We start from the raw sequence: 26,166 nt of genomic DNA on the forward strand, positions 1-26,166 counted from the left end.
TCCCCTAAGCCTCGTCGCGCGCTGCCCAGTTGATACCCCGGCGAAGAATCGTCGCCATCTGCGGGTTCTCGAATTCCTTGGCCTGGTGGCCGAGCGTCGAGTGGAACACCTTGCCGGCGCCGTAGAGCCGCTTCCACACCACTGGCATTACCACGCCCTTGGTCCAGGCCGCGTGCTGGCCGGAAAAGGTCGTGGTCGCCAGCACTTCGACCGAGGGGTCCATGTGCATGTAATACTGCTCGGAGGTGTAGGGGAACGAGGCGGGGATCCCCTGCATGATCGGGTCCTCGGGCTTCGTTACATCGACCGTGTAATCGATGATATTGCCCGGGTGGGCCACCCACTGCCCGCCGACCACGAACTGGTAATCGACCGCGTCGCGGAACGCATCGCTCATCCCGCCATGATGCCCGGCGAGGCCAACGCCGCCTTCGATGGCTTTGACCAGATTCGCCAGCGGTTCCTTCTCGATCTTGCTCATCGTGTAGATCGGAATGATCAGGCTGAGCTCGTGGATTGCCGGATCGGCGAACACCTGGAGGTCGGTTTCGACCCGCACCGAATAGCCGTCTTCATGCAGCCAGCGCCGGTAGATTGCCGCGCATTCCTCGGGGTCGTGCCCGTTCCACCCACCCCAGACGATCAAGGCACTGCGCATAGTCGACTCCTAAAAAACGTGATCGGGAAAAGCTGCTGACTTCTCCGGTCCGATCACGCGGTAACCGGCGATCGAAAGCGGGCGGAGAGTAACCGAACCGGCCGCTCATGGAAGCCCAAAAGCGTCGCTCCACGCCCTTCCGCTCCCGTCCGTTCTATAGTTAACTTGCGCTTCCACTGGGGTTGCGGATGACGGCCAGCGGCATGCCTGATGCTTGTTACACCGGCGTTGCAATGCAGTGCGAGAAGAGTCCGGACCAACCGGATTCCACGCAAAGGAACAGGGATATGAAGAAGCTGTTGTTCGGCGCCGCGGCGCTGGCGCTATCGGCCGGATTCACCGGCGCGGCGCAGGCCGAGTTCTCGCTCAAAATCCTCCACATCAATGATTTCCACTCGCGCTTCGAATCCATCACCGGCACCGACTCGACCTGTAACGCTGAGGGCGAAACCAAGGGCGAGTGCTTCGGCGGCATTGCGCGCCTGAAGACCGCCATCGACGCTGAGCGCGCCAAGGCCACGGCGGCAGGCGAGAACAGCGTGCTGTTCTCGGCCGGCGACGAGTTCCAGGGCTCGCTGTTCTACACCCAGTACAAGTCCGAGATCGTCGCCGACTTCATGAACGACATGGGCTTCGACGTGGTCGCCACCGGCAACCACGAGTTCGACGATGGCCCGGCCGAGTTCGCCAAGTTCATCGCTTCGGCTAAGTTCCCCATCATCGGCGGCAACTTCGATACCACCAAGGACGCCGACCTCAAGGGCCTGCCCAAGGGCGTGATCGTCCTCAATATCGGCGGTGAGAAGGTTGGCGTTATCGGCGCCACCACCGAAGATACCCCCGATATCGCCTCGCCCGGCCCGAACGTCGCGTTCGAGAGCGTCACCGAATATGTGAAGGGCGCCGTCGGCGCGCTGGAAGCGGCCGGGATCAACAAGATCATCGTCGTCAGCCATATCGGCTACAATGTCGACCAGGACCTGGCCAAGGCCGTCTCCGGCATCGACGTGATCGTCGGCGGCCACACCCACACCTTCCTCGGCACCGGCGAAGGCGAAGCCGGCCCCTACCCCACCGTGGTGAAAAACCCCGACGGCGTCGACGTGCCGATCGTCCAGGCCGGCCAGTACGGCAAGGTGCTGGGTGACCTGAAAGTCACCTGGGACGATGCCGGCAAGGTCATCTCCGCCACTGGCGCGCCGATCCTGCTCGATGCTTCGGTGACCCCCGACCAGGGCTTCCTCGATCGCGTCGCCGAACTCGGCAAGCCGCTCGAGGCGCTGAAGGCCGAAGTCATCGGCAACGCCACCGAGCTTATCCAGGGCGACCGCAATGTCTGCCGCGTCATGGAATGCTCGATGGGCAACCTCGTCGCCGATGCCCAGCTCGACCGCGTCGCTGACCAGGGCGTCAGCATTTCGATCGCCAACTCGGGTGGCCTGCGTGCGTCGATCGATGCCGGCGAGATCACCATGGGTGAAGTGCTGACGGTGCTGCCGTTCTCCAACACCCTCGCCACCTTCCAGCTCACCGGCGCCGACCTCGTCGCCTCGCTGGAAAACGGCGTGAGCCAGATCGAGGAAGTCGCCGGCCGCTTCCCGCAAGTCGCCGGCCTCAAATACACCTTCGACAAGTCCAAGCCCGCCGGCTCGCGCATTTCCGACGTGCTGGTCAAGGATGGTGATAACTGGGTGCCGATCGACCCGGCAAAGACCTATGGCCTCGTCACCAACAACTATGTGCGCGGTGGCGGCGACGGCTACGAGCTGTTCGGCACCAAGGCGGTGAATGCCTACGACTTCGGCCCACCGCTCGAGAAGGTGGTGGCCGACTACATCGCCAAGCTCGGCGGCGACTACACCCCCTACACCGACGGCCGCATCACCGACGCTTCTCCTGCTGAGGCTCCGGCGGCTGAACCTGCGCCGGCCGAGGCTCCGGCGGCTCCGGCGCCTGAAACACCGGCGGCGGCTCCCGCTGAAGCTCCGGCTGCGGCACCTGCCACAACCGAGGCTCCGGCGGCGGCACCTGCCGAGACTCCGGCAATGGAAGCCCCAGCGATGGAGGCTCCCGCCATGGCGCCAGCTACGGAAACACCGAAGCCGTAAGCACCAGAACGTGCAGTCGGCGCTCCCTCTCCCGCGCGCGGGAGAGGGGGGACCAGCCGATAGGCTGGTGGGGGGTGTGCCGCACGCACCGGCGGACACCCTCCCCTTGACGGGCTTCGAGCCGGCCGTAGGCAAAATCGCTCCAGTGGAGCGATTTTAGGGGAGAAGGCCATGAGAGCTACGCTCGAATGGCCGGGATGGGGTGGGGTGTGCCACACGCTAGATAATGGCTGGAGGCGCGCTAAGCCGCACGCATCGTACCCTCCGCACACCCCCTCCGAGCTCCGCTAGGTCGCTCTCGCTCCCAAGCTTCGCTTGCCTCCCCCGTCAAGGGGGAGGTGGGCATCGAGTATTGGGGTGGTCCAGCGGGCCTTGCAAGCGCAGGCCAATCGCATCTGCGCGAACGCTCAGCGCTGGAACAACACCACCTTGTCGTCGCCGTAGATCGTGCGCGCGAATTCCTTAAAACCCAGGCGCCCGGCGACCCGCATCGAGGCGAGGTTGTCGACATTGATCAGGCAGGTCATGCGGCGGCTGGGGAAGGTCGTCTCGGCCCAGCCGATCGCCGCCTGCATCGCCTCGGTGGCATAGCCCCAGCCCTGCGCCGAAGGCATCAGCGCCCAGCCGGCTTCGAGCGTCCCCTCGAGGGGCGGCTCGATGATGCGACGTGCTTCGTGAAAGCCCGCCTCGCCGACCAGGTGGCCGGATTCCTTCTCGAATGTCGCGAAAAAGCCGAAACCGAGATGCTGCCAGCCCCCTGCCCGGGTCAGGAAGCGCTGCCAGCTCTGCTCGCGGGAAAACACCCGGCCGCCGATAAAATGCACCACGTCGGGGTCGGCCCACATGGCGGCGAAGGCGTCGAAATCCTGGGGCGTATAGGCGCGAAGGATCAGCCGCTCGGTTTCGATGGTTGGAATGTCCATGGCGTCAGCGCGGGTTGGCCAGCTGCCGCCAGATCAGCAGCACGATGATCGAGCCGACAATGGCGCCGAAAAAGCCGGCCGGCTCGCCCGACTGGTACCAGCCGATCGCGTGCCCCAGCCAGGTCGCCAGCAACGCCCCGACAATGCCCAGCACCGTGGTCAGGATGAAGCCGCGCGGCTTGGGATCCCCCGGGGTGATCAGCTTGGCGATGACCCCGGTAATGAACCCAATGATGATGGCGCCCAAAATGCCCATAAGCCCCTCCGATTCCTCGCGAACATAAATGGACCCGAGGCGGTTGGGTTGCAATGGGCGGGGGGCGGACACGATAGGCCGGTGGCTGTGGACCCCCACCCCTGTCCCCTCCCCTACACTCGGTCGTCATCCCGGCGAACGCCGGGACCCAGTGCGCCGACACTTCCGTTCGCACCGGACACCCCGAACCATCTCAGATGGACCGGCGACGATCCGCGCCCAGACCGGCCCTCAGAGCAGTGGGTCCCGGCGTTCGCCGGGATGACGGCCGGTGGGTGAGAGGGGCGGAGAGACCCACCGGCCTACGGCCCGCACGCCCGCCAGGCCTCGTCGCGCTGCTCGCCAAAGAACCGCAGCACCTCCAGCAGCATGCCGATCGGCCGCTCGCCCCAGGAGTAATCCGGCACCGGCCTGCCCCGCAGCTGGTGCAGCGCAATCTGCAAGTGCCGCCACACGATCCGCGGCCGCAATCCCTCGTCGATCCGCCCGCTCTCTCCATAGCCCTCGAGCATTGCCGGCACCGCCCGCAGCGGCACGCCGGCGAAATCGCGCGCCACGTCGCCCCATTCGCAACCGCCCCAATCCAGCACCGCCACATAGTCGAGGCTCTCGGCCCCGACCATCAGGTTGCTCGCCTGGCTATCGCCATGCAGGAACCGCGCCTCACCCGGCGCCTCCGCATAGGGCGCCAGCCGGTCGAGCCAGCGCGTCAGCCAGTCCGCCTCCGCCGCCCCGAAATAGCCGGCCCGCGCAATCTCGGCGGGCAGCGGCCGTGGGTCGGTCTTGTCGTCCCAGGTGAGCAGCTCTGTCGCCGCTGACCGCTCCACCCCGGCATGGAGGCGCGCCAGATCGCGCCCCAGCTCACGCCATGTGGCCGCAGCAAGCGCCGGGTCGGCCACGATACGCTCCAGCACCCTGCCCTCCACCCGCTCATAAATGCCGTAGGCCACCGGCAGGATGCTCCGCGTCGCGTCCGATACCAGCAAAGCCGGCGTCCGCACTCCGGCCGCCCGCGCCAGGGGCACCGCGATCGCTTCGTTCAGCGCCGTGCCTTCGAACCGCTGGTGCAGCCGCGGCACACGCAGCACGTACCGCTCGCCCAGCGCATAGATGGCGTTGAAGATCCCGACCTGCGCCATCGGTGCGACCGAGCCGGCAGCAATGCCGTGCTGCGCCGCAATGGGCGTACAGCATCTCGTCGGAGACGACAGGAAACTCCGGCAGCGCCATGCTCTCTCCCCCGAGATCGCCCCGCCTGACGTTACATGCCGCCCCACAAAAGCAAAGGGAGCCACGCACTAGGCGCAGCTCCCCGTAACGTCCAAAGGCGTCGATCAGTGCGTCGGCAGTTCCTTGCGCTGCTGCTCCGACACCGTCGCGAGGTCCAGCACCTTCTGCAGCTCGGCGGCGTGGCGGAAGCTCGGCTCCTGCATCTTGCCGGTCTTCACCGCTTCGGCGAAGCGCTGGTAGTTGGTCGGCACCGGCGGCACGTCCATTTCTTCCCAGGTGCCGCTCTCGACATTGTCGCCGAGGCAGACGCGCAGGCGCGAGCCATCGTGGCGGTGCTGCACTTCCACGCCGCCCTTCTCGCCGTAAACGCGCAGGCGCAGCTCGTTCATGTGGCCGGTGGCCCAGCGGCTGGCATGGATCACGCCGAGCGCGCCATTGTCGAAATCCACCGCCATGGTGAAGCTGTCATTGGCGTCGAGTTCGTACTCGCCGATCTTGTTGCCCTCGGCCTTGTCGAAGGTCTTGAGCCGCGCGAACACATGCTCGATCTCGAGGCCAGAGCCATACGAGGCGAAATCGAGGATGTGGACGCCGATGTCGCCGAGCACGCCGTTCGAACCGTGCTTCTTGGACAGGCGCCACAGCCACTGGCTTTCGGTGCGCCAGTCGCCCCAGGCCTTCGATACCAGCCAGCTCTGCAGGTAGCTCGACTCCACATGTTTGACCGCGCCGATGGCGCCCGAGAGCACGATCTCGCGCGCCTTCTGCAGCTGCGCCACGTTCCGGTAAGTCAGGTTGACCATGTTGATCAGCCCGGATGCCTCGGCCACGTCGACCATTTCGAACGCCTTGGTGGCGTCGGTCGCCAGCGGCTTTTCGCAGAACACGTGCTTGCCGGCCTTCAGCGCCGCGATCGAGGTGGCGTGGTGGATCGAATCCGGCGTGACGTTGGCCACCGCGTCGAACTCACCCCAGGCGATCGCCGCGTCGAGCGAGGCAAAGCCGTTCGGGATGTTGTGCGTGGTGTTGAACTTCTCGAGCCGGTTCGGATCGACGTCGACGCCGCCGACCAGGGTCACCCCCTCGATGGCGGCAAAGTGCTTGGCGTGCTGGGCGGCCATGCCGCCGGTGCCGAGGATGAGCATGCGCATAGTGTATTCCTTCGAGATGGGGCGGTTCGCCCGTATGCGTTACGGTCGGGTCAGACCCGATATTCTTTCCGGTCGAGGTCGGCGACGAGCGCCAGGTCGAGGATCTTCTGCAGCTCGGCGGCGTGGCGGAAATCCGGGTCGGCCTGGACGCCGGTTTGCACGGCTTCGACAAAGCGCTGGTAATTGGTCTTCACCGGTTCGGCCTTCACCTCGCGCCAGGTCGAAGTGGCGACATCTTCGCCGGCACAGACCCGCAGCAGCGAGCCCCAGTGGCCATGGCTCAGTTCCAGCCCGCCCTTGTTGCCATAGACGCGCAGCCGCTGGTCGTTCGAGTGGCCCGAGGCCCAGCGCGACGAGTGGATGGTGCCGATGGCGCCATTGGCGAACTCGGCCGAAATGATGAAGCTGTCATTGGCATCGAGCACATATTCGCCGATCCGGTCGCCCGGCACCTTCTGGAAGGTCTGCAGCCGGCTGTTCATCGCGACGATCGGCTGGCCAATGGCGAAGGTGGTGAAATCGAGGATGTGGATGCCGATATCGCCGACCGTGCCGTTCGAGCCGTGGCCTTTCGACAGCCGCCACAGCCAGGTGCCGGCTAGGTTGGCGGCATCGTTGAAATCGCGCAGCGCCAGCCAGTGCTGCAGGTAGCTCGCCTCGATATGCTTCACCTCGCCGATGGCGCCCGAGGCGATGATCTCGCGCGCTTTGTGGAGTTCCGCGACGTTGCGGTAGGTGAGGTTCACCATGTTGATCAGGCCGGACTTTTCCGCCGCCTCGACCATTTCCATCGCCAGCCCATAGTTCGGCGCCAGCGGCTTCTCGCAGAACACGTGCTTGCCGGCGGCCAGCACTTTCAGGGTCGTTCCGTGGTGGATCGAATCCGGGGTGATGTTGTCGACGGCGTCGAAATCGCCCCAGGCCAGCGCATCGTCGAGCGAGGAAAACCGGTTGGCGATGCCGTAGGTGTCGCAGAACGTCGCGAGGTTCTCCGGGATGGTGTCGACGGCGCCGACCATCTGAACGCCTTCGATGGTCTGGAAGGCTTTGGCGTGGCTGTTGGCCATCCGGCCGGTACCGAGAATAAGAAGGCGCATCGCTCTGTCGGGGTTGGAGGTCGAGACGGGATCAGGGCCGCCCGAAGGCGGCCCTGCAGAGATCAGCGTAGCCTCACTTGGGGTGATGCGTCAGCTTGGCGCCGCGCTCGACGATGTGCTCGATCGCCTTATCCACCGGCGTATTCGGCGCCTTCAAGAGGTGCGCGTGGTTATCCGGGTTGTAGGCCCAGTTCACCGCGTTGCGCAGCACCTTGCCGACATTGGCGTCGTGATAGGTCGGGTAGGTTTCGTGGCCCGGGCGGAAGTAGAAGATATTGCCGGCGCCGCGACGATAGGTGAGGCCCGAGCGGAACACCTCGCCGCCCTGGAACCATGAGACGAACACCGTCTCGAGCGGCTCCGGCACCGAGAAGGGCTCGCCGTACATCTCTTCGTTCTCGAGCTCGAAATACGGGCCAAGGCCCTTGGCGATCGGGTGCCCCGGGTTCACTACCCAGATGCGCTCGCGCTCACCGGCCTCGCGCCAGTGCAGGTTCGCCGGCGTGCCCATCAGGCGCTTGAACACCTTCGAATGGTGGCCGGAATGCAGCACGATCAGCCCCATGCCTTCCCAGACGCGCTGCACCACACGCTCGACGATCTCGTCCTTCACTTCCCCATGCGCGGCATGGCCCCACCACACCAGCACGTCGGTATTGGCGAGCTTTTCAACGGTCATGCCGTGCTCGGCATCCTGCAGGGTCACGGTCGTCGGGACGAGGTTCTTGTCCTCGCCGATCAGCGCCGCGATCTGGCCGTGCATACCCTTGGGGTAGTTCTCGGCCACGGCCTTGTTCTTCTGCTCGTGGACATTCTCACCCCAGACGGTGACGCGGATCGGCATGGCGGGTCTCCTTGGTAATCGTGGAAAGGGCCGGATGATGGCTCCGGCCCAAGGCATCCAAACTGGCTCTCAAAGCGGTTTGATCGTCGGCGGGATTCACTGCATTGCGGCCCTGCAATTGGCAAGCAAGTGCGGCGAAAATCGAGGCAGGCGCAGCGAAAATGCGTGCGCCTGCGGTAATTTTGTCAGTTCTTGACCGGCTTTCCCGCTTTGTCGAAACGGTAGACCTTGCCGGGGATCGGCGCGATCGAGATGTCGGCATCCGGCTGGTGCATGTGGGTGCCTTCCTGCCGCACGATGATCGGATCGCCGCCCACGCCGATATCGACATAGACATAGCTGTCCGAGCCAAGGCTCTCGGAGTGCACGACCTTGCCCTTCCAGGCGCCGTCGCGATCGGCGATCTCGATATGCTCGGAGCGCACGCCAATGGTGTTGGCGCCGAACTTCGAAGCAATCTCGCCATTGAGGAAGTTCATCTTGGGCGAACCGATAAAGCCGGCGACGAACAGCGATTGCGGGTTCTCGTAGAGCTCGAGGGGCGTGCCCACCTGCTCCACCAGGCCATCGCGCAGCACGCAGATGCGGTCGGCAAGCGTCATCGCTTCCACCTGGTCGTGCGTCACGTAGACCATGGTCGAGCTGTTCATCGCGTGGTGCAGCTTGGCGATTTCCAGCCGGGTGGCGACGCGCAAAGCCGCGTCGAGGTTGCTCAGCGGCTCGTCGAACAGGAACACTTTGGGGTCGCGCACGATGGCGCGGCCGATGGCGACGCGCTGGCGCTGCCCGCCTGAGAGCTGCTTGGGCAGGCGGCTCAGGTACGGGGTGATCTGCAGCAGCTCGGCCGCCTTCTCCACCCGCTCCTTGATCGTTTCCTTGCTCGACTTGGCCAGCTCCAGGCCGAACGCCATGTTCTCGTACACCGTCATGTGCGGGTAGAGCGCGTAGGACTGGAACACCATGGCGATGCCACGCTTCGAAGGCGCCAGCGCGTTGACCAGCGTGCCGTCGAAGGTCATCTCGCCCGAGGTGATATCCTCGAGCCCGGCCATCAGGCGCAGCAAGGTGGACTTGCCGCAGCCGGACGGTCCGACGAAGACCATGAACTCGCCCGAGAAAATCTCGAGATCGACGCCCTTGATCACATCGACGAGGCCAAAGGACTTCTTGATGTTCTTGAGTTCGATATGCGCCATGGAATTAGCCCTTTACGCCGCCGGCGGTCAGGCCGGAAATGATCTTGCGCTGGAAGATGAGGACGAGGACGACCAGCGGTACGGTGACGATCACCGATGCCGCCATGATGTTGCCCCACGGGATTTCGTACTGGCTGCCGCCCGACAGCAGCGCGATGGCCACCGGCACGGTACGGGTCGCGTTCGACGAGGTGAAGGTCAAGGCGAACAGGAACTCGTTCCAGGCCGCGATGAAGGCGAGCAGGCCCGTCGTCACCAGCGCCGGCCACAGCAGCGGCAGGAAGACGCGCCAGATGATGATCCACGGCGTCGCCCCATCGACGATGGCCGCCTCTTCGATCTCGATCGGCAGGTCGCGCATGAAGGTGGTGAGCACCCACACGGTGAACGGCAGCGTGAAGATGGTGTAGGAAAAGATCAGCGCCCACGGCGTGTTGTAGATGCCGAGGAAGCGGATCACTTCGAACAGGCCCGCCAGCACCGCGATCTGCGGGAACATCGAGACCGCGAGGATGGTCATCAGCAACAGCCCCCTGCCCCGGAACCGCACGCGGCTCAAGGCGAAGGACGCTGTGATGGCGAGGAACAGAGCCGCCAGCACCGTCACCGCGGCCACGAACACCGAGTTCAAGAGGTTCCGCGGGAAGCTGCCGGTGGTCAGCACCGACATGTAGTTGTCGAGCGAGAACGAGGTCGGCCAGTAGGTGACCCGGAACAGGTCGGTGCCTGATTTGAAGCTGGTGAGGATCGCGTAGTAGAACGGGAAGATCGACACCACGACGATGAAGATCACCAGCGCGTAGAACGCCACCCGCTTGGTGATGTGCCAGAGGTCCAGAGTCATCAGCGGTCTCCCCCGTCGAACCGGACCTTGCCCAGCCAGATATAGAGCCCCGTCATCACGGCGATCATCAGGAACAGGAAGGTTGATTGCGCCGAGCCGTAGGCGAACTTGTCGAAATCGAAGAGGTTCTCGCGTGAGATCACCGACATGGTCTTGGTCGCCGCGCTGTTGGGCGTCAGCACATAGATCAGGTCGAAGATGCGCATCGCATCGAGCAGGCGGAAGATCACTGCCACCATCAGCGCCGGCCGCACCAGCGGCAGCGTCACCTTGAAGAACACCTTCACCGGATGCACGCCGTCGATCTCGGCCGCCTCATAGATGTCCTTGGGGATCATCTGCAGGCCGGCGAGGATCAGCAGCGCCATGAACGGCGTGGTCTTCCAGATATCGACGATCAGCACGGCGGTCATCGCCGTATCGGCACTGGCGGTCCAGGCGATCTTGTGGCTGATCAGCCCCAGCTTCATGAACAGGTCGTTGATGATGCCGAACTGGTCGTTCAGCATCCACGACCACATCTTGGCCGAAACGATTGTCGGGATGGCCCACGGGATCAGGATGGCGGCGCGGACGATGCCGCGGCCTTTGAATTCCGCGTTGAGCACCAGCGCCACGACCATGCCGAGCACGGTCTCGAGCGTCACTGAAATGACGGCGAAGCGCAGCGTGTTGCCCACGGCGTTCCACCAGGCCGGATCGACCAGGAGGCCCGAGAACACGGTGCGGCCGCTCTTCAGCGTGGTCCAGCTCAGGTAGTTCTTGAAGCCGACGAAATCGGCCTCATAAAGGTTGGTCAGCGAGGCATTGGTCAAGGAGAAGTAGATCGTTCGAAGCAGCGGCCACCCGGCCACCACGGCGAGCGCCGCGAGCATTGGGAGCAGGAACCACATCGCCGCGCCGACGCGCGACTTGAGCAGTTCGGACTCGATCTTGGGCTGGGTTCGGACGGCTTGCCCTGCCGTGGCTTCAACAGTCATCTGGCGCGCTTCCCCTGCTGCAGAAGAGAACTAGGCGGCGCGGACAACCCCAGGGGTCGCCCGCGCCGAACGTCAGCTGAAGCTTACCAGGCGTCGCCCTTGAGCTCGGTCAGCTTGGCTTCGAGCAGCTCGAGGTTCTCGGCACCGGTACCGTTGCCCGACAGCGTGTCGTGCACGGCCGACCAGAACAGCGAGGAGACCTCGTTGTACTTCACCTTGGTCGGAGCCGAAGGACGCGGCACGGCGTTCTGGAACACTTCCTTCCAGTTCGGGATGATCGGCTGGGCAGCCGCGACATCGGCGTCGTCATAGAGCGAAACGATCGTCGGCAGGTTGGACTGCTTGATCGCGCGTTCCTTCTGCACTTCGGTCGACGACAGGAACAGGGCGAGCTTGATCGCCTCGTCCGGAGCCTTGGAGTACTTCGACACGGCAACGTTCCAGCCACCGAGCGTCGCAGCCGAACGAGCGCCCTCGCCGTCGCCCATCGGCAGCGGCACCACGTCGAACTTGCCCTTCACGGCGGAGTCGTCGCCATTGCCGAGCTGGTAGGCATAGGGCCAGTTGCGCATGAACACGGCGTTGCCGAGCTGCCACACGCCGCGGCTCTCTTCTTCCTGGTAGGCGAGGACGCCCGCCGGCGAGATCGTGCCGACCCAGCCCTTGACCATGTCGATGGCCGCAGCGGCCTTCTCGTTGTTGATCGAGATGGTGCCATCGGGCTCGACGATCTGGCCGCCGCCGTTCGACATCACCCACTCGAGCGCATTACAGGTCAGGCCTTCATAGGCGTTGCCCTGGAACACGAAGCCCTGCATGTCGGGGTTGCCGGCAGCGCGCTCCTTGTCCTGAATCTCCTGCGCGGTGGCGGTCAGCTCGGCCCAGGTCTTGGGCGGCGTCTTGCCGTACTTCTCGAGCAGGTCCTTGCGGTAGTAGAGCGCCGGAGCGTCAGTAAAGGCCGGCAGCGCGACGAGCTTGCCGTTCACCGTCTGCGACTCGATGATCGAGGGGAAGTGGTTCGCCGCCACGTCCTTGGCCGCATCGGTCAGGTCGAGGAACTGGTCCGCCAGCTGCGGCGCCCAGATCACGTCGGTCTGGTACACGTCGATGTCGGAGTTGCCGGCGGCGAGCCACAGCTTGTACTGGCCGAACTGGTCGGTGGTCGAGGACGGCATCGGGACCACGGTCACCTTGTTGCCGGTCTCGGCCTCGAAGCGATCGAGCTGCGAGCGCAGGAACTCGAGACCATTGCCGGTGTCGCCCGAAACGATCGAGAGATCGGCGGCCTGCGCGGCCATGACGCCGAGCGTGGCGCTGGCGAGCAGGGCGGCGATCAGGGACTTCATTCTCATTATTCTTCCTCCCAAAGGACAGACATGACCGGGAGGCAGCCAAACGCGATCGACGCCTCGCGGCGCAGATCGGCAGTCAGTTCCTCCCACCAAAACGCCAGGACCGAGGGCGATCCGCCCCGCAAAAGTCATCCAAAGCGCTTTGGATCGAAACTAGCCAGAGCCATGAAATACTGTCAAGCGAGATTCGCCATCCATTCCTTAACGCCACAATTGGCGCGCCGAATCATCGTGCAATATCAATGCGTTGAGTGAGGCGACCTGTTAACGTCCGCAAACCACTGCATTTCGGCCTGAGGTACGAACGTCAGAAATGTTAGTGCTGCCCCGCCGCTTCCGTGCCCCTTGCGTTTGCTTTCCAAATCGCTTTGAATGCGGCACTTGGTGAGGAGGGCGTCCGGCTGTAAGCTCCGCTTCGGGGCTTGGTTCGCGAGTGGAACACCACCGCGCGCCGTTGACGGGCGCAGACGAATTTGGTGATGAAACTCAAAGACTTGGCCGCGGAGCTGGGGTTGTCGCAGACGACGGTCAGTCGTGCCTTGAACGGCTTTCCGGAGGTCAACGAGGCGACCCGCGAGCGCGTCAGCGAGGCGGCGCGCCGGCTCGGCTATCGGGCCAATGTCAGCGCCCGCCGCCTCGCCACTGGCCGCTCCGGCGCCATCGGCGTCACCCTGCCCTTGCAGCGCTCGCTGCATTTCGGCCCGCACACCTCGGAATTTCTCTCCGGCATCAGCGAGCGCATGGCGCAGCACGATATCGATATCGTGGTGACGCCGATCGACGCCGACGACGAAATACCGGTGTTCCGCCGTCTCGTCGCCAGCAAGCGCGTCGACGCCCTGGTGCTTTCGGCTCCGACACCGAACGACGAACGCATCGCCGCGCTCACCGAACTCGGCATGCCGTTCCTGATGCACGGGCGCGCCGACAACGTGAAGATCCCGCATGCCTGGCTCGATATCGACAACGAGGGCGCCTTCCGCCGCGCCACCAGCCATCTGCTCGACCTCGGGCACACCCGCATCGCCATGATCAACGGGCCGGAGGACCAGACCTTCGCCATTCATCGCGACCGCGGCTTCCGCAGCGCCATGCTGGCGCGCGGGCTGACCCCCGATCCGCAGCTGATCGGCGGCGGCCGCTTCACCGACGAGAACGGCTTCCGCCTGGCGCAGGCCTTCCTGGAGCGGCGCCCGCGCCCCACGGCCTTCCTCGCCGGCTCGATGATGACGGCGCTGGGGGTGTTCCGCGCCATCAGGCTGGCTGGGCTGGAGCTGGGCAAGGACGTCTCGATGATCGCCCACGACGACGTCTTCCCCTATCTCAACGCCGACAACATGGTCCCCTCCATGTCGACCACCCGCTCCTCGATCCGCGCCGCCGGCGCCCGCATCGCCGAGCTCCTGCTGCAGATGCAGGACGGCAAACCCCCAGGCTCGATCCATGAGTTGTGGCCGGTTGAGCTGGTGCTGCGGGAATCGACGGGGCCTGCGCCGAAGTAGGTGTTCGGGCTCGCGCAGAACGTGCAGTCGGGTCCCTCTCCCGCCTGCGGGGGAGGGTGCGCCGACTGCGTCGTTTGTGGCCCCCTTGACCCCGACGGCATCAGCCCCATCCCCGGATTATCCACCTGCCACACCACCACCGTCGCGCTGTCGGTGCCGCCCAGCCGGTGCACCTCCGCCAGCATCGAGGAGATCGCGCCCGACACCCCCGCCGGCGACAGCAGCTCGCGGCTGACCCGCGCCGGATCCTCGAATGGCCGATCGCCGACCTCGAGCAGGCCGTCCGTCACCAGCGCGATGGTGTTGATCCCCTGCCGCAACTGCCGGATGCCGGTGGAAAAGCACGGCGCCTCGAGCGTCAGGCTGCTGCGCTCGCCGATCCACTCGAAATAGTTGCGCACCGTAAGGGTGAACTGGCCCAGCCGCTGCAGCTCGGGATGCAGCAGGTAAAGCTGGTTGTCGCCGATCGACAGCCACATCAGGTAGCCGCCTTGCTGATAGCAGACGAGGCAAGCCGTCTCGCCGCGCACCCGCGCCATCTGCGTCGCCCCGCCGAGCAGCAGGCGCGTCACCGCGGCCTGCACCGCAATATGCGACGCCTCCGGCTGCTCGATCAGCGCCAGCAGCTCCGGCCTCCCCGCCTCAAACAGCTCGAGCACCGCGTCGGCGCTTTCCGAGCCGGCATGCGCATCGAGGATCACGGCGAAGACCCAATCCTCGCCGGCCCACACCAAAGCCGCGTCCTCGTTCTTCTTTGCGCCGAACGCGGCGTTACCGCCGCAAATCCCGATGGCGACCCGACCCGCCGTGTGGATGCGCGGCCCGTCGAGGCACGGGTCGACACTGCCGCTCCAGACGAACTCCTGCATCGACGCCTCCTGCCCCTCAGCCCGCCATAGGTAATACCCTATCGCCCGCAGTTCGCGTCCAGCTTCGGCGCCAGCCATTCCAGCGCCGGGATGATCTGCTGCTGCCAGGTGTCCCAGTAATGCCGGCCATGGGTCACCCGCAGCGTCGTATCGATGCCGAGCTGCGTCAGCCCGTTGTGATACTCGGCCGAAGCGAGGATCAGGTCGGGGAAATCGGCATCGCCGATCGCGAAGTAGAAGGCCGGCTTGTCGGCGGCGCGCCTGAGTTTCGGCATCAATGTGAAGGGGTTGGCGGCGTTGAAGCGGGCGCGGTCGAACGGCGCGCCGAAGACGTTCTGGTAGAGCCCGGGGATCCAGCCGCTGCGCTGGTCGTTCTGTTCCACCGGCTTGTGCAGCGCCCCGGCAAAGCTCATCACCGCGCCATAGACATCCGAGTGGTTGATCGCCTGCAGCACGGCGCCGACCCCGCCCATCGACACCCCACCGATCGCCCGTCCGGCGCGGCACCTGGCCGTTGGGTACTTCGCATCGATCGCCTTGACGAGGTCGGTGGCGAAGGCCGTGTCGATCAGCCCGAACCCTCCGGCATCGGGGTTGTCGACATACCAGCTGTCCCCTGCCCCCGGCGCCACCACCATCAGCGGCGGAATGCGGCCATCGGCCAGTGCCCGGTCGAGGATCGGGCCGAGATTACCCCAGGTGAACCAGTCGCCATCCGCCCCGGTCAGCCCGTGCAGCAGATAGACCACCGGCCACCGCTCTCCCTCGGCCGGCGCCGGAAACGGCGTGTAGACCGCATAAGGGATCGGCCGGCCAAGCGTCGGGCTTTCCGCCTGCAACCCGAACTCGACAATCCCCGCCCCTAACGCCATCGAATTGGCAAGCACCATCGCGGCCGCGCCCAGCGCAGCCAGAAGCTTCAATCTCAATCTATCCCCCTCGGATCGCCGGTTACGGCGAGTTTAATGTGTAAAGTAGAATTGGGAAAACGTTTTCCTGGCTGGTCAGCTTATTGGGGTTGGGAGGCTTCGGCAACTGGGTGGAACGCGGTGCTGGTTGCGTGGCACAGTCGGTGCAACGAGCGTCCCCTCGCCCCTTTGGGGAGAGGGTTAGGGTGAGGGGCGCCAAGCACACCGGACGCGCCTGCAATTGATGGAAGTCTGGGCGCGGCCAAGCGCGCTTGGCGCCCCTCACCCCCGCCCTCTCCCCAGAGGGGCGAGGGGGCGGTGTGGCACGGCCGGCGCACCTCATCCCCCGCCAGGATCAACCCTCGCCCCCTACCCCCGCGCCTCCCCCAACAAACCATCCAGCAGCCACTGCCCCGCCGGCCCTGGCGGATTACTCCGCGACCACAGCGCATCGACCGGCAGCAGCCGGGGCCAGCCGCGGGGTGTCAGCTCGGTGAGCGTGTCGCCGGCATACTGGCGCACCAGCCAGTCGGGCAGTTCGGCCCAGCCAAAACCTTGTTGCGTCAGCTCCAGCAGCATCAGGTAGCTCGGCGCCGACCAGGCGAGCCCGAGCGGCCGGGTGCCGCCGCCGACATAGCTGTTGAGGTAAATCTGCCGCGTCGCCGCCAGCTGCTCGGCGCTCGGGCTGCCGGCCGTCGCCAGCGGGTGCTCACGCGCCACGAACACCCCCATGCGGGTCGGCTCGGCCAGCCGCGCCGAGGCGATACCGCTGGGATAGGACGGCGCTGCGGCGGTGACCGCCAGATGCGCCCGGCCCGATTGCAGCAGGTCGATGACATCGGGCCCCTCGGCGATCAGGCATTCGAGCTCGATATCGCGATAACGTCGCTCGAACTCCTGCATCAGCTCGAGATGGTCGCTCTGCCCATAAGTGTCGGAGAGGACAATGGTCAGCCGCGGCTCGACCTTGTCGGAGAGCCGCAAGCTCAAAGCCTCGAGCCGGTCACCGGCAGCCAGAATCTCCTGCACATGCGCCAGCACCCGCCGTCCCGCCGCCGTCAGCACCGGCAGGCGGTTCGAGCGGTCGAACAGCGTCAGGTCGAGATCGGCCTCGAGGTTGGCGATCGCCGCGCTGATGGTCGACTGGCTCTTGTGCAGCTGCCGGGCAGCGGCCGAGAACGAGCCGAGCGCCGCCGCCGCGGCGAAGGCCTCCATGGCTTCGGGGGAATATTGCATCTATCGATATTCTCGATGGTATCTATCTTGGTATACCTGAAAAATCGATGCTAGGTCCAGCTCACATCAAGGAGCGCTTTCCAGCTCGAAAGCGCGACCAACCAAGACGTTGAAGTGTGAGAACACCATGCAACTCCAGAACCGGTCCTTCCTCGAACGCATCGGCCACGCGGTCGGCTTCGAGGTCATCGCGCTGCTCGTCTGCGCGCCGATTGCCGCCTGGCTGCTCGACCGGCCGCTCAGCCATGTCGGGCTCCTGGCCATCCTGCTCTCGACCACCGCCATGGGCTGGAACGTCGTCTACAACCTGGTCTTCGACCGGCTGTGGCCGGTGGCGCGCGTGCCGCGCACCCTTGCCGTCCGGGCGCTGCACGCGCTCGGCTTCGAAGGCGGCCTGGTGCTGGTCGGCGTGCCGCTCGCGGCGTGGCTGCTGAACATTTCGCTGGTCCAGGCCTTCATGCTCGATATCGGCTTCTTTCTGTTCTTCCTGCCCTACGCGTTTGCGTACAACTGGACATATGACGGGCTGCGGCAGCTGTGGGTGGGGCGGAAGGTGGCGGGGGTTTAGGAAGGGCTCGGAGCCCGCGCCGATCTCTTCGAAAGAGAATGGGGGCACTCCCTCTCCTCCTCATCCGGCTGTCATCCCAGCGAAAGCTGGGACCCAACTATCAGCCGGCGCGGGCGGTGAGATGGGTCCCAGCTTTCGCTGGGATGACATCGAGTTTGGGGAGCGTGTCGAGCCCTCCAGCACCGACATCCCCACCCTCAAACCGCCTTCAGCAACCTCAAATGATTGTCAAAGTTCAGCTCGAACGTCGTGAGCGGCGCCGGCGAGCCGGCGAGGCCGCCCAGCGCCCCTTCTCCGCTCGAAGCCACGAGCCCGACACTGTCCGGCGCGATGCCGCAGCCGTTTTCGAGCCCGAGGCTGGCGACCACCGTTGCCGTATCGGGGTCGATGGCGAGGATGGTGTTGCCTTCGGGCGAGGAGACGCCGATCAGCCCACCATCGGCAGAGGCGGCGACCGAGCCGATATAGTTGCGCAATTCCCCGAGCGTCGCGTCGGGCAGCTCGATCAGCCGGATCTCGCCGTCGCGCGTGGCATAGCCGACCAGTTGCGGCCGATCGGCCGAAGGCCCGCGGAACTGGCAACCGAACCAGACCCGGCCCTTATGGTCGAACGCCATGTGGCGGATCGACAGCTGGTGCAGCCCGCCATCAAGCCGCAATTGCCCGATCAGCTTGCCCGAGCGCCGGTCGACGAAGGCGATCGAGGGATCCATGCTGTCGAGGTTGAGCTCGGTCCGCCCGTAATCGGGGTGCGTCTCGATCCCGCCATTGGCGACGACGAAGGTCTCGCCATCCGGCATCAGCAGCATCTCGTGCGGGCCGGTGCCAAAAGTGTCGAACTCGCCGATCCGCTTATAGCCGCCGGCGACGTCATAAATGCCGATCACCCCGCGCGCATTGTCGAAGTCATTCTCGGTGGCATAGAGCAGCTTGCCATCGGGCGAGAACGCGCCGTGGCCGAAAAAATGCCGGCCCTCGATGCTGGTCAGCGTCTGCGGCTTGGTCCCGCCCTTGGGGTCGAAGATCACCGCGAAGGTGCCGGGCTGGCGGGCGAACACCACCCCCTGCCCGGTGGTCGGCGAAAAGGTGATGTCGTGTCCACGCTCCGGCAGCTCGACGGTCGAGATCACCGACCCCGCCTCGTTCACCAGCGCCGCGCCGAAGCCGCCTTCGCGCTTCTGGATCGACGAGGCGAAGATCAGTTCGGCCCGCTCCAGCGCTTCGGCACGCGGCGGCAACAGCGCGGCGGCAAAGCCAATGCCCGCTGCCTTAAGGAATGCCCGCCGCTGCCACATCATCAGTCTCCGTCGAGTGACGAGAAGCCGACCGACAGGCCGAGCGCTGCCGCGAGGTTCTCGCCGAGGATGGTGTCGAGCGACTGCGTCACGATCACCAGGTAGTCGAGCGCCTTCTTCTGCCTGGGGTCGGCCAGCGCCTGCTCGACGGGATCGGTCACCACCTTGCCGGCACGCTCGGCATTGCCGAACTCGAAACTGGCGCTGTTCGACACCCAGAGGTTCTCCGCCGTCGTCGCCTCGGCGATACGCGATTTCTCGAGCAAAGCGCGCAAGCCCTCGAAATTGGCGTTGATCGAGGGCACCGTCATGCCCGAGCGCCAGAACAGCGCCGATTTCGGCTTCGGCGCCGCGCCGTCGCGCCCTAGGAACGGCAGCAACCGCTGGTCGCGGATCGCCTCGGTGCCGTGCGCCAGGAGCCCGGTCAGCGCCTCGGCCACCTCGTGGAAACTGCGATAATCCGGGTCACTCTCGGAGGGCTCGAGCAGCCGCTTCGAAATGCCCGCGGGGTCGTTCCACTCAGCCGACAAGGCGGCCGCAGTCTCGGCCTGCAGCATCGTGACGGCGTGAGCATAGCGGCAGCGGAAATCGCCTTCGGCGCTGCTCAACTGTTCGGCGCCGGTGCCGAACAGCAGGAACTCGAGCGCCCCCAGCCCCTGCATGGCGACGCTCTTGCTGCCAAGCTTTGCCGGATCCGTCGCATCGGGGTCGGCGTTGGCCAGCACACCCTGCACCTGCTTCAGCGCGATGCCCTTGCGATCGGGCCAGAACAGGATCTTGTCGTAGCGGTTCTCCACCATCAGCGGCCCGAGCCGATAGAGCTCGACCCGCGACCAGGCGATAACGGCGGCCTTGAACTGGGTGCGGGCAATGTCGAGGCTCGCTTCGGATGGCCCGCCGCAGAGGCCTGCAACATCGCGTTCGAGCGTCGCCGCCGCCTCGGCATACTGCGCAAAGCCCGGCCGGATCACCTCGGTGATCGCCAGCGACACCACCTGCTCCGCGGTGAGCTTCTGTTCCTCCGCTACTGCCGGTGCGACCGTGAGCGCGATGAGGACAGCAAGCAACAGGCGCATCACAGCGACTCCAGGAAGGCGATCAGATCATCGCGCTCGGATTTCGGCATGTTTGCGAACGCATCGCGCGATTTCTGCGCCTCGCCGCCATGCCAGAGGATGGCCTCGGTGAGATTGCGCGCCCGCCCGTCATGCAGGAACTCCGTATGGCCGGAGACGGTCTCGGTGAGCCCGATCCCCCATAGCGGTGGGGTCTTCCACTCATAGCCGTCGGCATCGCCCTCGGGGCGGTTGTCGGCAAGGCCCTCGCCCATGTCGTGTAGCAGCAGGTCGGTATAGGGCCAGATCAGCTGGAACTTGTGCGCGTCGATCGGCGCCTGGCGCGAGGTCACATACTTTGGCGTGTGGCAGGCGGTGCAATTGGCGGCATAGAACGCCTGCTTGCCGCGCAACACGTCGGCGTCGCCGACGTTTCGGCGTTGGGGCACGCCGAGGTTCTGCGAGTAGAAGGTGACGAGGTCGAGCACCGGATCGGGCGCCTCGGACGGGCCGAGCCGCTGCTGTTCGCCGGTCGGCGCCGCGAGACACTCGGCCTCTGCTGTGCTGCAATCGCCATGCGGCTTCATCACCAGCGGTGTCGAAATGCCGATATCGCCGGCAAAGGCATCGGCCGATTGCGCCCGGACGCTGGCGGCGCCGGCCTTCCAGCCGAAGCGGCCAAGCGCGCGCTGCCCGCTCACTGCGTCGAGCACCATGTTGGGCCGGCCCGAAATGCCGTCGCCATCGCGATCGTCGGGGTCGACCTTCTTAAGGATATCCTCCTGCGGCACCTGCTCGAGCAGCCCCAGCCCGATCATCTGCGGCGCGACGCGCGGGCTCAGCAGCACATCCTCGGCCATCGCGCCATAGGCGAGGTCGGCGACCGAATAGCTCGGCCGCCGCAGCGTCACGATCGTGCCGTCGCCCAGCTTCACCGGATCGTCGGTATAGCTGATCACCATCTTACCTTCGGGCTTGATCCCCTGGATGGCAAAATCCTGCAACTGGCCGCCATAGGTCGGCTCCTCGATCACCTTGGCGCCATCAGCCAGCGCCGCGTGGTCAGCCGCATCGCGCGGTGGGATCGACAAGCGCAGGAACATCGATACGGCATCGTCGCCATTGCCCGAGGGCGTATGGCCACGCCCGTCCTTCAAATGGCAGTTCTGGCAGCCGCGCGCATTGAACAGCGGCCCCAGCCCATCCGACGCCTCGGTCGAGGCCGGCGCCGACACCCAGAGTTTTCTGAACAGCGCGTTGCCGAGCTTGAACTCGGCTTCCTGCTCGAAGCTGATATTGGCCGACGAGAACGAGAAGATGTCCTGGTTGACGCGCTTCTTCACCGTGCCGGCCCCGCCGGGCAGCTGCTCGAAATTCTCGGGCTTGGTGAAATCCGTAGCGGGGGCAGTGACCGCCTGGACCCGTTGCAGATCCCTCGGCGTCAAATCGGAACGGGTCCCGCCGTCGCTGGCGACGGCGAGACCCGCGATAAGGGTTATGACCAGGAAAACGGTCAAGCGCTTGTGCATGTCTCGCACTCTTGGCTTCCCGGCCATGGACCGGGATGAAACGCAGCATCGCGGATTCTGGCAACCCGCGACGCCGACAAAGCTTTGGAAAACCCAGGCCTACTAAGACGCGCCTACTGGAACACGGCGTCCGGGTTGGTCAGGCTGTCGGACTGCTCGATGGTCACCGTGTCGCCCAGCTCCAGCAGCGCCACGGCGCGCTCGATACCACGGGTCTGGGCGATCAGGCCATCGATCGCCGCCTGCACCACCGCGTTGCCTTCGGTATTCCCCTCAGCGATCATCTGGTCGTAGGCCTCAACGCTCTGCGCGCGCTCCGCCATCGCATGCATGGCGGTGAGCGTGGTGTCGAGCAGCGCCTTGATCTCGGTGTCGAGCGCCGGATCCTTGGCCGCGATCAGCTCTGAGATCGAGGGGCCCGAAACCTCGGTGCCGTCTTCGCGCGTATAGGTGCCGAGATAGACGTTCTGGATGCCGACCGCGTCATAGAGGTGCGAGATGTAGGTGTTGTCCGAGAAGCAGTCGTGCTCCTCTTCCGGATCGTGCAGCAGGAGGCCGAGCTTCATGCGCTCGCCTGCCAGCTCGCCGAACGACAGCGACCCCATGCCGGTGAGAATGGTGGCGAGCCCCTGCCCGCTGAGCGCGGTGCGCGCCGCGCCGCCTTCCTGCCAGTTGGCGACCATTTCCTCGAGATCGGTGACGAGGAGGTCGGTCGCCGCATCGAGATACTGGCCGCGCCGCTTGGCATTAGTCTCGGTCGAATAGTCGGTGAACGGCCGCTCACCGGCGCCGGCTTTCGTGCCGTGGAGATCCTGGCCCCAGAGCAGGAACTCGATGGCGTGGTAGCCGGTCGCGACGTTGGCTTCGATACCGCCGGCTTCCTGCAGCGTATCCTGCAAAAACGCCGGGGTGATCTCCGCCGCATCGACTTCGGTGCCGTCGATGGTGATCTTCGAGTTGGCAATGATGTTGGCGGTGTAGAGCCCGTTCTCGTCGCTCTCGGTGCCATAGGAGGCATCGACATAGTCGATCAGGCCTTCATCCAGCGGCCAGGCATTCACCTTGCCTTCCCACTCATCGACAACCGGGTTGCCGAAGCGGAACGCCTCGGTCTGCTGGTACGACGGACGCGACGCCCGCCAGGCTTCGCGCGCCGCGGTCAGCGTCTCTTCGCTCGGGTTGGCGATCAGCGTGTCGGTGGCGGCGTCGAGCGCCTTGGCGGTCGCGAGCGCATCCTCGTAACCGGCAAGCGCGATATCGGCGTAGGTCTTGAGGATGGCATCGGCGCTGGGTTCAGCGGCATTGGCAAGGCCGGCGCCCATTGCCGCCACGCCGATCGAGAGGGCAAGCGTGCTGATCTTCATTACTGAAATCTCCTGGAGCAGGCCTGCGCGGGCCCGTTGGTAGCGCCGACTATCAAAGTGGATAGTCGGCTTCAAGAAATATCGACCCAGCTTGGAACGGCTCTAATCTGGCTTTCCTGCCCCCATCTCGACTCGCCCAAGCAAAACGGGCACTGTCACAATTGTCACAATTGACTTCGGAGGGGGTCCGAACGCTGTCTCGCCTGCGCCGCCGGACTTTGTCGGGGCAATGGATCGCCTCGCCTGCCACCGCGCACCTTGGGGGTGTCACGTGGCTGTCACACGGCCAAAATAGGTGAAGCGCGGCTTTAGGGGCTCCTCCCGAGTCAGGACAAGAAGCCAAAATTCCAGGGAGACTTGAGAATGATCGTCAAGAATGCGCTCGTCGCTTCGGTATCGGTCGCGGCACTCGCCGCTTCGACCTTCACCGTTTCGGCGCAGACCGACCTCGCCGCGCTGTACGAAGCCGCGAAAACTGAGGGACAACTGACCACTATCGCCCTGCCGCACGACTGGTGCGGCTATGGCGCCGTGATCGAGGCCTTCAAGGCCAAGTATCCGGGCATCACCATCAACGAGCTGAACCCCGATGCCGGCTCGGCCGATGAAATCGAAGCTATCAAGGCCAACAAGGGAAATACCGGCCCGCAGGCCCCTGATGTGATCGACGTCGGTCTCAGCTTTGGCCCCTCGGCCAAGGCCGAAGGCCTGATCCAGCCGTACAAGGTCTCGACCTGGGATTCGATCCCGGATTCGGCCAAGGACGCTGAAGGCTACTGGTACGGCGATTACTACGGCGTGCTGTCGTTCCTCGTGAACACCGACCTCGTCTCGAAGGTCCCGACCTCGTGGGCCGACCTCAAGGGCGCCGACTATGCCAACGCCGTGGCGCTGGCCGGTGATCCGCGCGCTGCCAACCAGGCCATCCAGGGCGTCTATGGCGCTGGCCTCTCGACCGGTGCTGCCGATGCCAAGGCTGCGGCCGACGCTGGTCTCGCCTACTTCGCCGAGCTCAACAAATCCGGCAACTTCGTGCCGGTGATCGGCAAGGCCGCTTCCACCGCCCAGGGCACCACCCCGATCGTCGTGGCGTGGGACTACAATGCTCTGGCCTGGCGCGATGGCTTTGCCGGCAACCCCAAGGCCGAAGTCGTCGTGCCGTCCGACAGCGTCGTCGCCGGCGTCTACATCCAGGCGATCTCGGCTTTCGCACCGCATCCGAACGCGGCCAAGCTCTGGATGGAATACCTCTACTCCGACGAAGGTCAGCTCGGCTGGCTGGCTGGCTATTGCCACCCGATCCGCTTCAACGACCTCGCCGCCAAGGGCTCGATCCCGCAGGAGCTGCTCGACAAGCTGCCGCCGGCCGAAGCCTATGCCAAGGCCGTGTTCCCGACCCTCGACGAACAGGCTGCCGCCAAGGAAGTGATCACCGGCCAGTGGGACGCCGTCGTCGGCGCCAACGTCCAGTAATATGACCAATGTCAGCTCTGCGGCTGACACCTCGGCCGGCCCGGTTTCCACCGGGCCGGCCGTGCGCGTCGGTGGTAACCCGTTCCGGTTCTTTTTGAGGCTCCGCCTCGGCGACATCATCGCCATCGCGCCGTTCATCGTCTTCGCTCTGCTGTTCCTGTTGATCCCGACGCTCGGCCTCGTGGTCGGCGCCTTCCAGGACCCGCAAGGCAATTTCACCCTGCAGAACGTCATGGATCTGGCGACGCCGCAGATCGCTGCCTCGTTCTGGATTTCGATCCGGGTTTCGGTGACTTCGGCCGTGCTCGGCGCCGCCATCGGGCTCGCCATTGCGCTGGCCATCATCCGGGGCAAGCTCCCCTCCGGCATCCGCTCGGCGGTGATGACCTTTTCCGGCGTCGCCTCGCAGTTCGCCGGCATCCCGCTGTCCTTCGCCTTCCTCGCGACGCTCGGCCGGCTCGGGCTGGTCACCGTGCTGCTGAAGTTCACCGGGCTCGACCTCTACAAATCCGGCTTCAACCTTTTGAGTTTCTGGGGCCTCACCATCACCTATCTCTACTTCCAGATCCCGCTGATGATCCTGATCATCGCGCCGGCGATCGATGGGCTGAAGAAGGAATGGGGCGAGGCCGCCGCGACGCTGGGCGCCACCAATGGCCAGTTCTGGCGCTATATCGGGCTGCCGGTGCTGTGGCCAAACCTGCTCGGCACCTTGTCGCTGCTGTTCGCCAACGCGTTCGGCGCCATTGCCACCGCCTACGCGCTCACCGGTTCGTCGCTCAACATCGTGCCGATCCTGCTCTATGCGCAGATCCGCGGCGACGTGCTGCACAACCCCGGCCTCGGCGCCGCGCTGGCGCTCGGCATGATCGTCATCACCGCGCTCGCCAACATCGTCTACCTGGTGATCCGCACCCGCGCCGAGAGGTGGCTCAAATGAAGCCCGCCAAGCTCTGGAGCTGGCTCATCTTCGCCTTCGGCGCGGCCTATTTCATCGTGCCGCTGCTCGCCACCTTCGAGTTCTCCCTGCGCATCCGCCGCGAGGGCTACACCTTCGATGCCTATACCTCGGTGTTCTCCGATGGGCGCTTCCAGGCCTCGTTCAGCTACTCGCTGATCGTCGGCGTCTGCGCCATTCTCGCCGGCCTGCTGATCGTCGTGCCCGCCGCCTATTACGTGCGGCTGCGCGCCCCGCATCTCAGGCCGATCATCGAGTTCATCACCCTGTTGCCGCTGGTGATCCCGGCCATCATTTTGGTGTTCGGCTATATCCGCATGTACAACACCTCGTCGCCGCTGCCGCTGCTCGGCACCAATCTCGGCACCGATATCCTGTTGACGCTGGCCTATGTGGCGCTGGCCCTGCCCTACATGTATCGGGCGGTCGATACGGGGCTCCGCACCATCGATGTGCAGACCCTCACCGAAGCCGCCAATATCCTCGGCGCCAACCAGGCGACCATCATCGCCAAGGTGATCTTTCCCAACATCATCGTCGCGGTGCTGTCGGGCGCTTTCCTGACCCTCGCCATTGTCATCGGCGAGTTCACCATCGCGAGCCTCCTCAACCGGCAGGTGTTCGGTGTCTACATGCAGAATGTCGGCGCCAACCGGGCGTTCGAGCCTGCCGCGCTCGCCGTCATTTCATTCGTCATCACCTGGGGCGCCATGGGCATGATCCAGCTGCTGGCGCGTTTCGCCCCCAAAACCGCCCGTAGGGACTAGACC

At 65.1% G+C, this 26,166-nt stretch carries 23 protein-coding genes and 1 pseudogene; 6 read left to right on the forward strand and 18 right to left on the reverse strand.

Annotated elements, in window-relative coordinates; translation table 11 throughout:
• Nucleotides 1-4 precede the first annotated feature (4 nt).
• Nucleotides 5-658, reverse strand: coding sequence for a ThuA domain-containing protein (locus tag ASC68_RS15490; RefSeq protein WP_055880971.1), 654 nt, complete (start codon nt 656-658; stop codon nt 5-7).
• Nucleotides 659-945: 287 nt separating this feature from the next.
• On the opposite strand from ASC68_RS15490, the gene ASC68_RS15495 reads away from it, so the two are divergent.
• A complete protein-coding gene (locus tag ASC68_RS15495; protein WP_082528204.1) occupies nt 946-2,766 on the forward strand; it encodes a bifunctional metallophosphatase/5'-nucleotidase in 1,821 nt (606 codons plus the stop codon).
• Between the two features lie 407 nt (nt 2,767-3,173).
• Here ASC68_RS15495 and ASC68_RS15500 read toward each other — a convergent pair whose 3' ends face one another.
• The 10 genes from ASC68_RS15500 to ASC68_RS15545 form a co-directional block, all read right to left on the reverse strand.
• Nucleotides 3,174-3,689 (reverse strand): GNAT family N-acetyltransferase, encoded by a 516-nt coding sequence (locus ASC68_RS15500; RefSeq protein WP_055880974.1) that lies wholly within the window; start codon nt 3,687-3,689, stop codon nt 3,174-3,176.
• A gap of 4 nt (nt 3,690-3,693) precedes the next feature.
• The gene (locus ASC68_RS15505) at nt 3,694-3,945 is read right to left on the reverse strand and encodes a GlsB/YeaQ/YmgE family stress response membrane protein (protein WP_055880977.1); all 252 of its coding nucleotides are present in this window, start codon (nt 3,943-3,945) and stop codon (nt 3,694-3,696) included.
• Nucleotides 3,946-4,247: 302 nt separating this feature from the next.
• Nucleotides 4,248-5,084: a phosphotransferase gene (locus ASC68_RS15510; protein WP_055880978.1), complete on the reverse strand. Its 837-nt coding sequence runs from the start codon at nt 5,082-5,084 to the stop codon at nt 4,248-4,250.
• A 195-nt stretch (nt 5,085-5,279) separates the two neighbouring features.
• Nucleotides 5,280-6,326, reverse strand: a complete 1,047-nt coding sequence (locus tag ASC68_RS15515; RefSeq protein WP_055880981.1) for a Gfo/Idh/MocA family oxidoreductase — start codon at nt 6,324-6,326, stop codon at nt 5,280-5,282.
• Between the two features lie 50 nt (nt 6,327-6,376).
• A complete protein-coding gene (locus tag ASC68_RS15520) occupies nt 6,377-7,423 on the reverse strand; it encodes a Gfo/Idh/MocA family oxidoreductase (protein WP_055880984.1) in 1,047 nt (348 codons plus the stop codon).
• Nucleotides 7,424-7,496: 73 nt separating this feature from the next.
• Nucleotides 7,497-8,267, reverse strand: coding sequence for a ThuA domain-containing protein (locus ASC68_RS15525; protein WP_055880985.1), 771 nt, complete (start codon nt 8,265-8,267; stop codon nt 7,497-7,499).
• A gap of 185 nt (nt 8,268-8,452) precedes the next feature.
• Nucleotides 8,453-9,463 carry an ABC transporter ATP-binding protein gene (locus ASC68_RS15530; RefSeq protein ID WP_055880988.1) on the reverse strand — a complete coding sequence of 337 codons (1,011 nt, stop codon included), beginning with the start codon at nt 9,461-9,463 and terminating at the stop codon, nt 8,453-8,455.
• 4 nt (nt 9,464-9,467) lie between these two features.
• The gene (locus tag ASC68_RS15535; protein WP_055880992.1) at nt 9,468-10,307 is read right to left on the reverse strand and encodes a carbohydrate ABC transporter permease; all 840 of its coding nucleotides are present in this window, start codon (nt 10,305-10,307) and stop codon (nt 9,468-9,470) included.
• Entirely contained in the window at nt 10,307-11,287 is a 981-nt protein-coding gene (locus tag ASC68_RS15540) for a sugar ABC transporter permease (RefSeq protein ID WP_055880995.1), read from the reverse strand. Before ASC68_RS15540 ends, ASC68_RS15535 begins: the two co-directional genes overlap by 1 nt.
• Nucleotides 11,288-11,370: 83 nt before the next feature.
• Nucleotides 11,371-12,639 carry an ABC transporter substrate-binding protein gene (locus tag ASC68_RS15545; protein ID WP_197421240.1) on the reverse strand — a complete coding sequence of 423 codons (1,269 nt, stop codon included), beginning with the start codon at nt 12,637-12,639 and terminating at the stop codon, nt 11,371-11,373.
• Nucleotides 12,640-13,118: 479 nt separating this feature from the next.
• Between ASC68_RS15545 and ASC68_RS15550 the strand changes: the two genes are divergently transcribed.
• A complete protein-coding gene (locus ASC68_RS15550) occupies nt 13,119-14,141 on the forward strand; it encodes a substrate-binding domain-containing protein (protein WP_055881001.1) in 1,023 nt (340 codons plus the stop codon).
• A 275-nt stretch (nt 14,142-14,416) separates the two neighbouring features.
• Here the strand turns inward: ASC68_RS15550 and ASC68_RS29180 are convergent.
• The 3 genes and pseudogenes from ASC68_RS29180 to ASC68_RS15570 form a co-directional block, all read right to left on the reverse strand.
• Nucleotides 14,417-15,088: pseudogene (locus tag ASC68_RS29180) on the reverse strand (protein phosphatase 2C domain-containing protein); the annotation flags it as partial.
• The gene (locus ASC68_RS15565) at nt 15,049-15,933 is read right to left on the reverse strand and encodes an alpha/beta hydrolase-fold protein (RefSeq protein ID WP_055881010.1); all 885 of its coding nucleotides are present in this window, start codon (nt 15,931-15,933) and stop codon (nt 15,049-15,051) included. The gene ASC68_RS15565 and the pseudogene ASC68_RS29180, both read right to left, overlap by 40 nt.
• Nucleotides 15,934-16,287: 354 nt before the next feature.
• Entirely contained in the window at nt 16,288-17,154 is an 867-nt protein-coding gene (locus tag ASC68_RS15570; RefSeq protein ID WP_055881013.1) for a LysR family transcriptional regulator, read from the reverse strand.
• 127 nt (nt 17,155-17,281) lie between these two features.
• Here ASC68_RS15570 and ASC68_RS15575 point away from each other — a divergent pair, with 127 nt between their 5' ends.
• Entirely contained in the window at nt 17,282-17,722 is a 441-nt protein-coding gene (locus ASC68_RS15575) for a multidrug/biocide efflux PACE transporter (protein WP_055881016.1), read from the forward strand.
• 197 nt (nt 17,723-17,919) lie between these two features.
• On the opposite strand, the gene ASC68_RS15580 is transcribed toward ASC68_RS15575, so the two are convergent.
• From ASC68_RS15580 to ASC68_RS15595, 4 genes are all read right to left on the reverse strand, one after another.
• Entirely contained in the window at nt 17,920-19,017 is a 1,098-nt protein-coding gene (locus ASC68_RS15580) for a DUF1513 domain-containing protein (RefSeq protein WP_248310548.1), read from the reverse strand.
• A 2-nt stretch (nt 19,018-19,019) separates the two neighbouring features.
• Nucleotides 19,020-20,093 (reverse strand): imelysin family protein, encoded by a 1,074-nt coding sequence (locus ASC68_RS15585; RefSeq protein ID WP_055881023.1) that lies wholly within the window; start codon nt 20,091-20,093, stop codon nt 19,020-19,022.
• Nucleotides 20,093-21,601, reverse strand: coding sequence for a di-heme oxidoredictase family protein (locus ASC68_RS15590; RefSeq protein ID WP_082528206.1), 1,509 nt, complete (start codon nt 21,599-21,601; stop codon nt 20,093-20,095). Before ASC68_RS15590 ends, ASC68_RS15585 begins: the two co-directional genes overlap by 1 nt.
• Before the next feature lie 113 nt (nt 21,602-21,714).
• A complete protein-coding gene (locus ASC68_RS15595; RefSeq protein WP_055881028.1) occupies nt 21,715-22,965 on the reverse strand; it encodes an imelysin family protein in 1,251 nt (416 codons plus the stop codon).
• A 363-nt stretch (nt 22,966-23,328) separates the two neighbouring features.
• Here ASC68_RS15595 and ASC68_RS15600 point away from each other — a divergent pair, with 363 nt between their 5' ends.
• Genes ASC68_RS15600 through ASC68_RS15610 form a run of 3 tightly spaced genes read left to right on the forward strand, consistent with a single transcriptional unit; the run spans nt 23,329 to nt 26,163 of the window.
• Nucleotides 23,329-24,438 carry an ABC transporter substrate-binding protein gene (locus ASC68_RS15600; protein ID WP_055881030.1) on the forward strand — a complete coding sequence of 370 codons (1,110 nt, stop codon included), beginning with the start codon at nt 23,329-23,331 and terminating at the stop codon, nt 24,436-24,438.
• A gap of 1 nt (nt 24,439) precedes the next feature.
• Nucleotides 24,440-25,378, forward strand: a complete 939-nt coding sequence (locus ASC68_RS15605) for an ABC transporter permease subunit (RefSeq protein WP_082528207.1) — start codon at nt 24,440-24,442, stop codon at nt 25,376-25,378.
• A complete protein-coding gene (locus ASC68_RS15610; protein WP_055881032.1) occupies nt 25,375-26,163 on the forward strand; it encodes an ABC transporter permease subunit in 789 nt (262 codons plus the stop codon). Before ASC68_RS15605 ends, ASC68_RS15610 begins: the two co-directional genes overlap by 4 nt.
• The last annotated feature ends 3 nt before the right edge of the window (nt 26,164-26,166 follow it).

Source organism: Devosia sp. Root105, assembly GCF_001424865.1.
GTDB lineage: Bacteria > Pseudomonadota > Alphaproteobacteria > Rhizobiales > Devosiaceae > Devosia_A.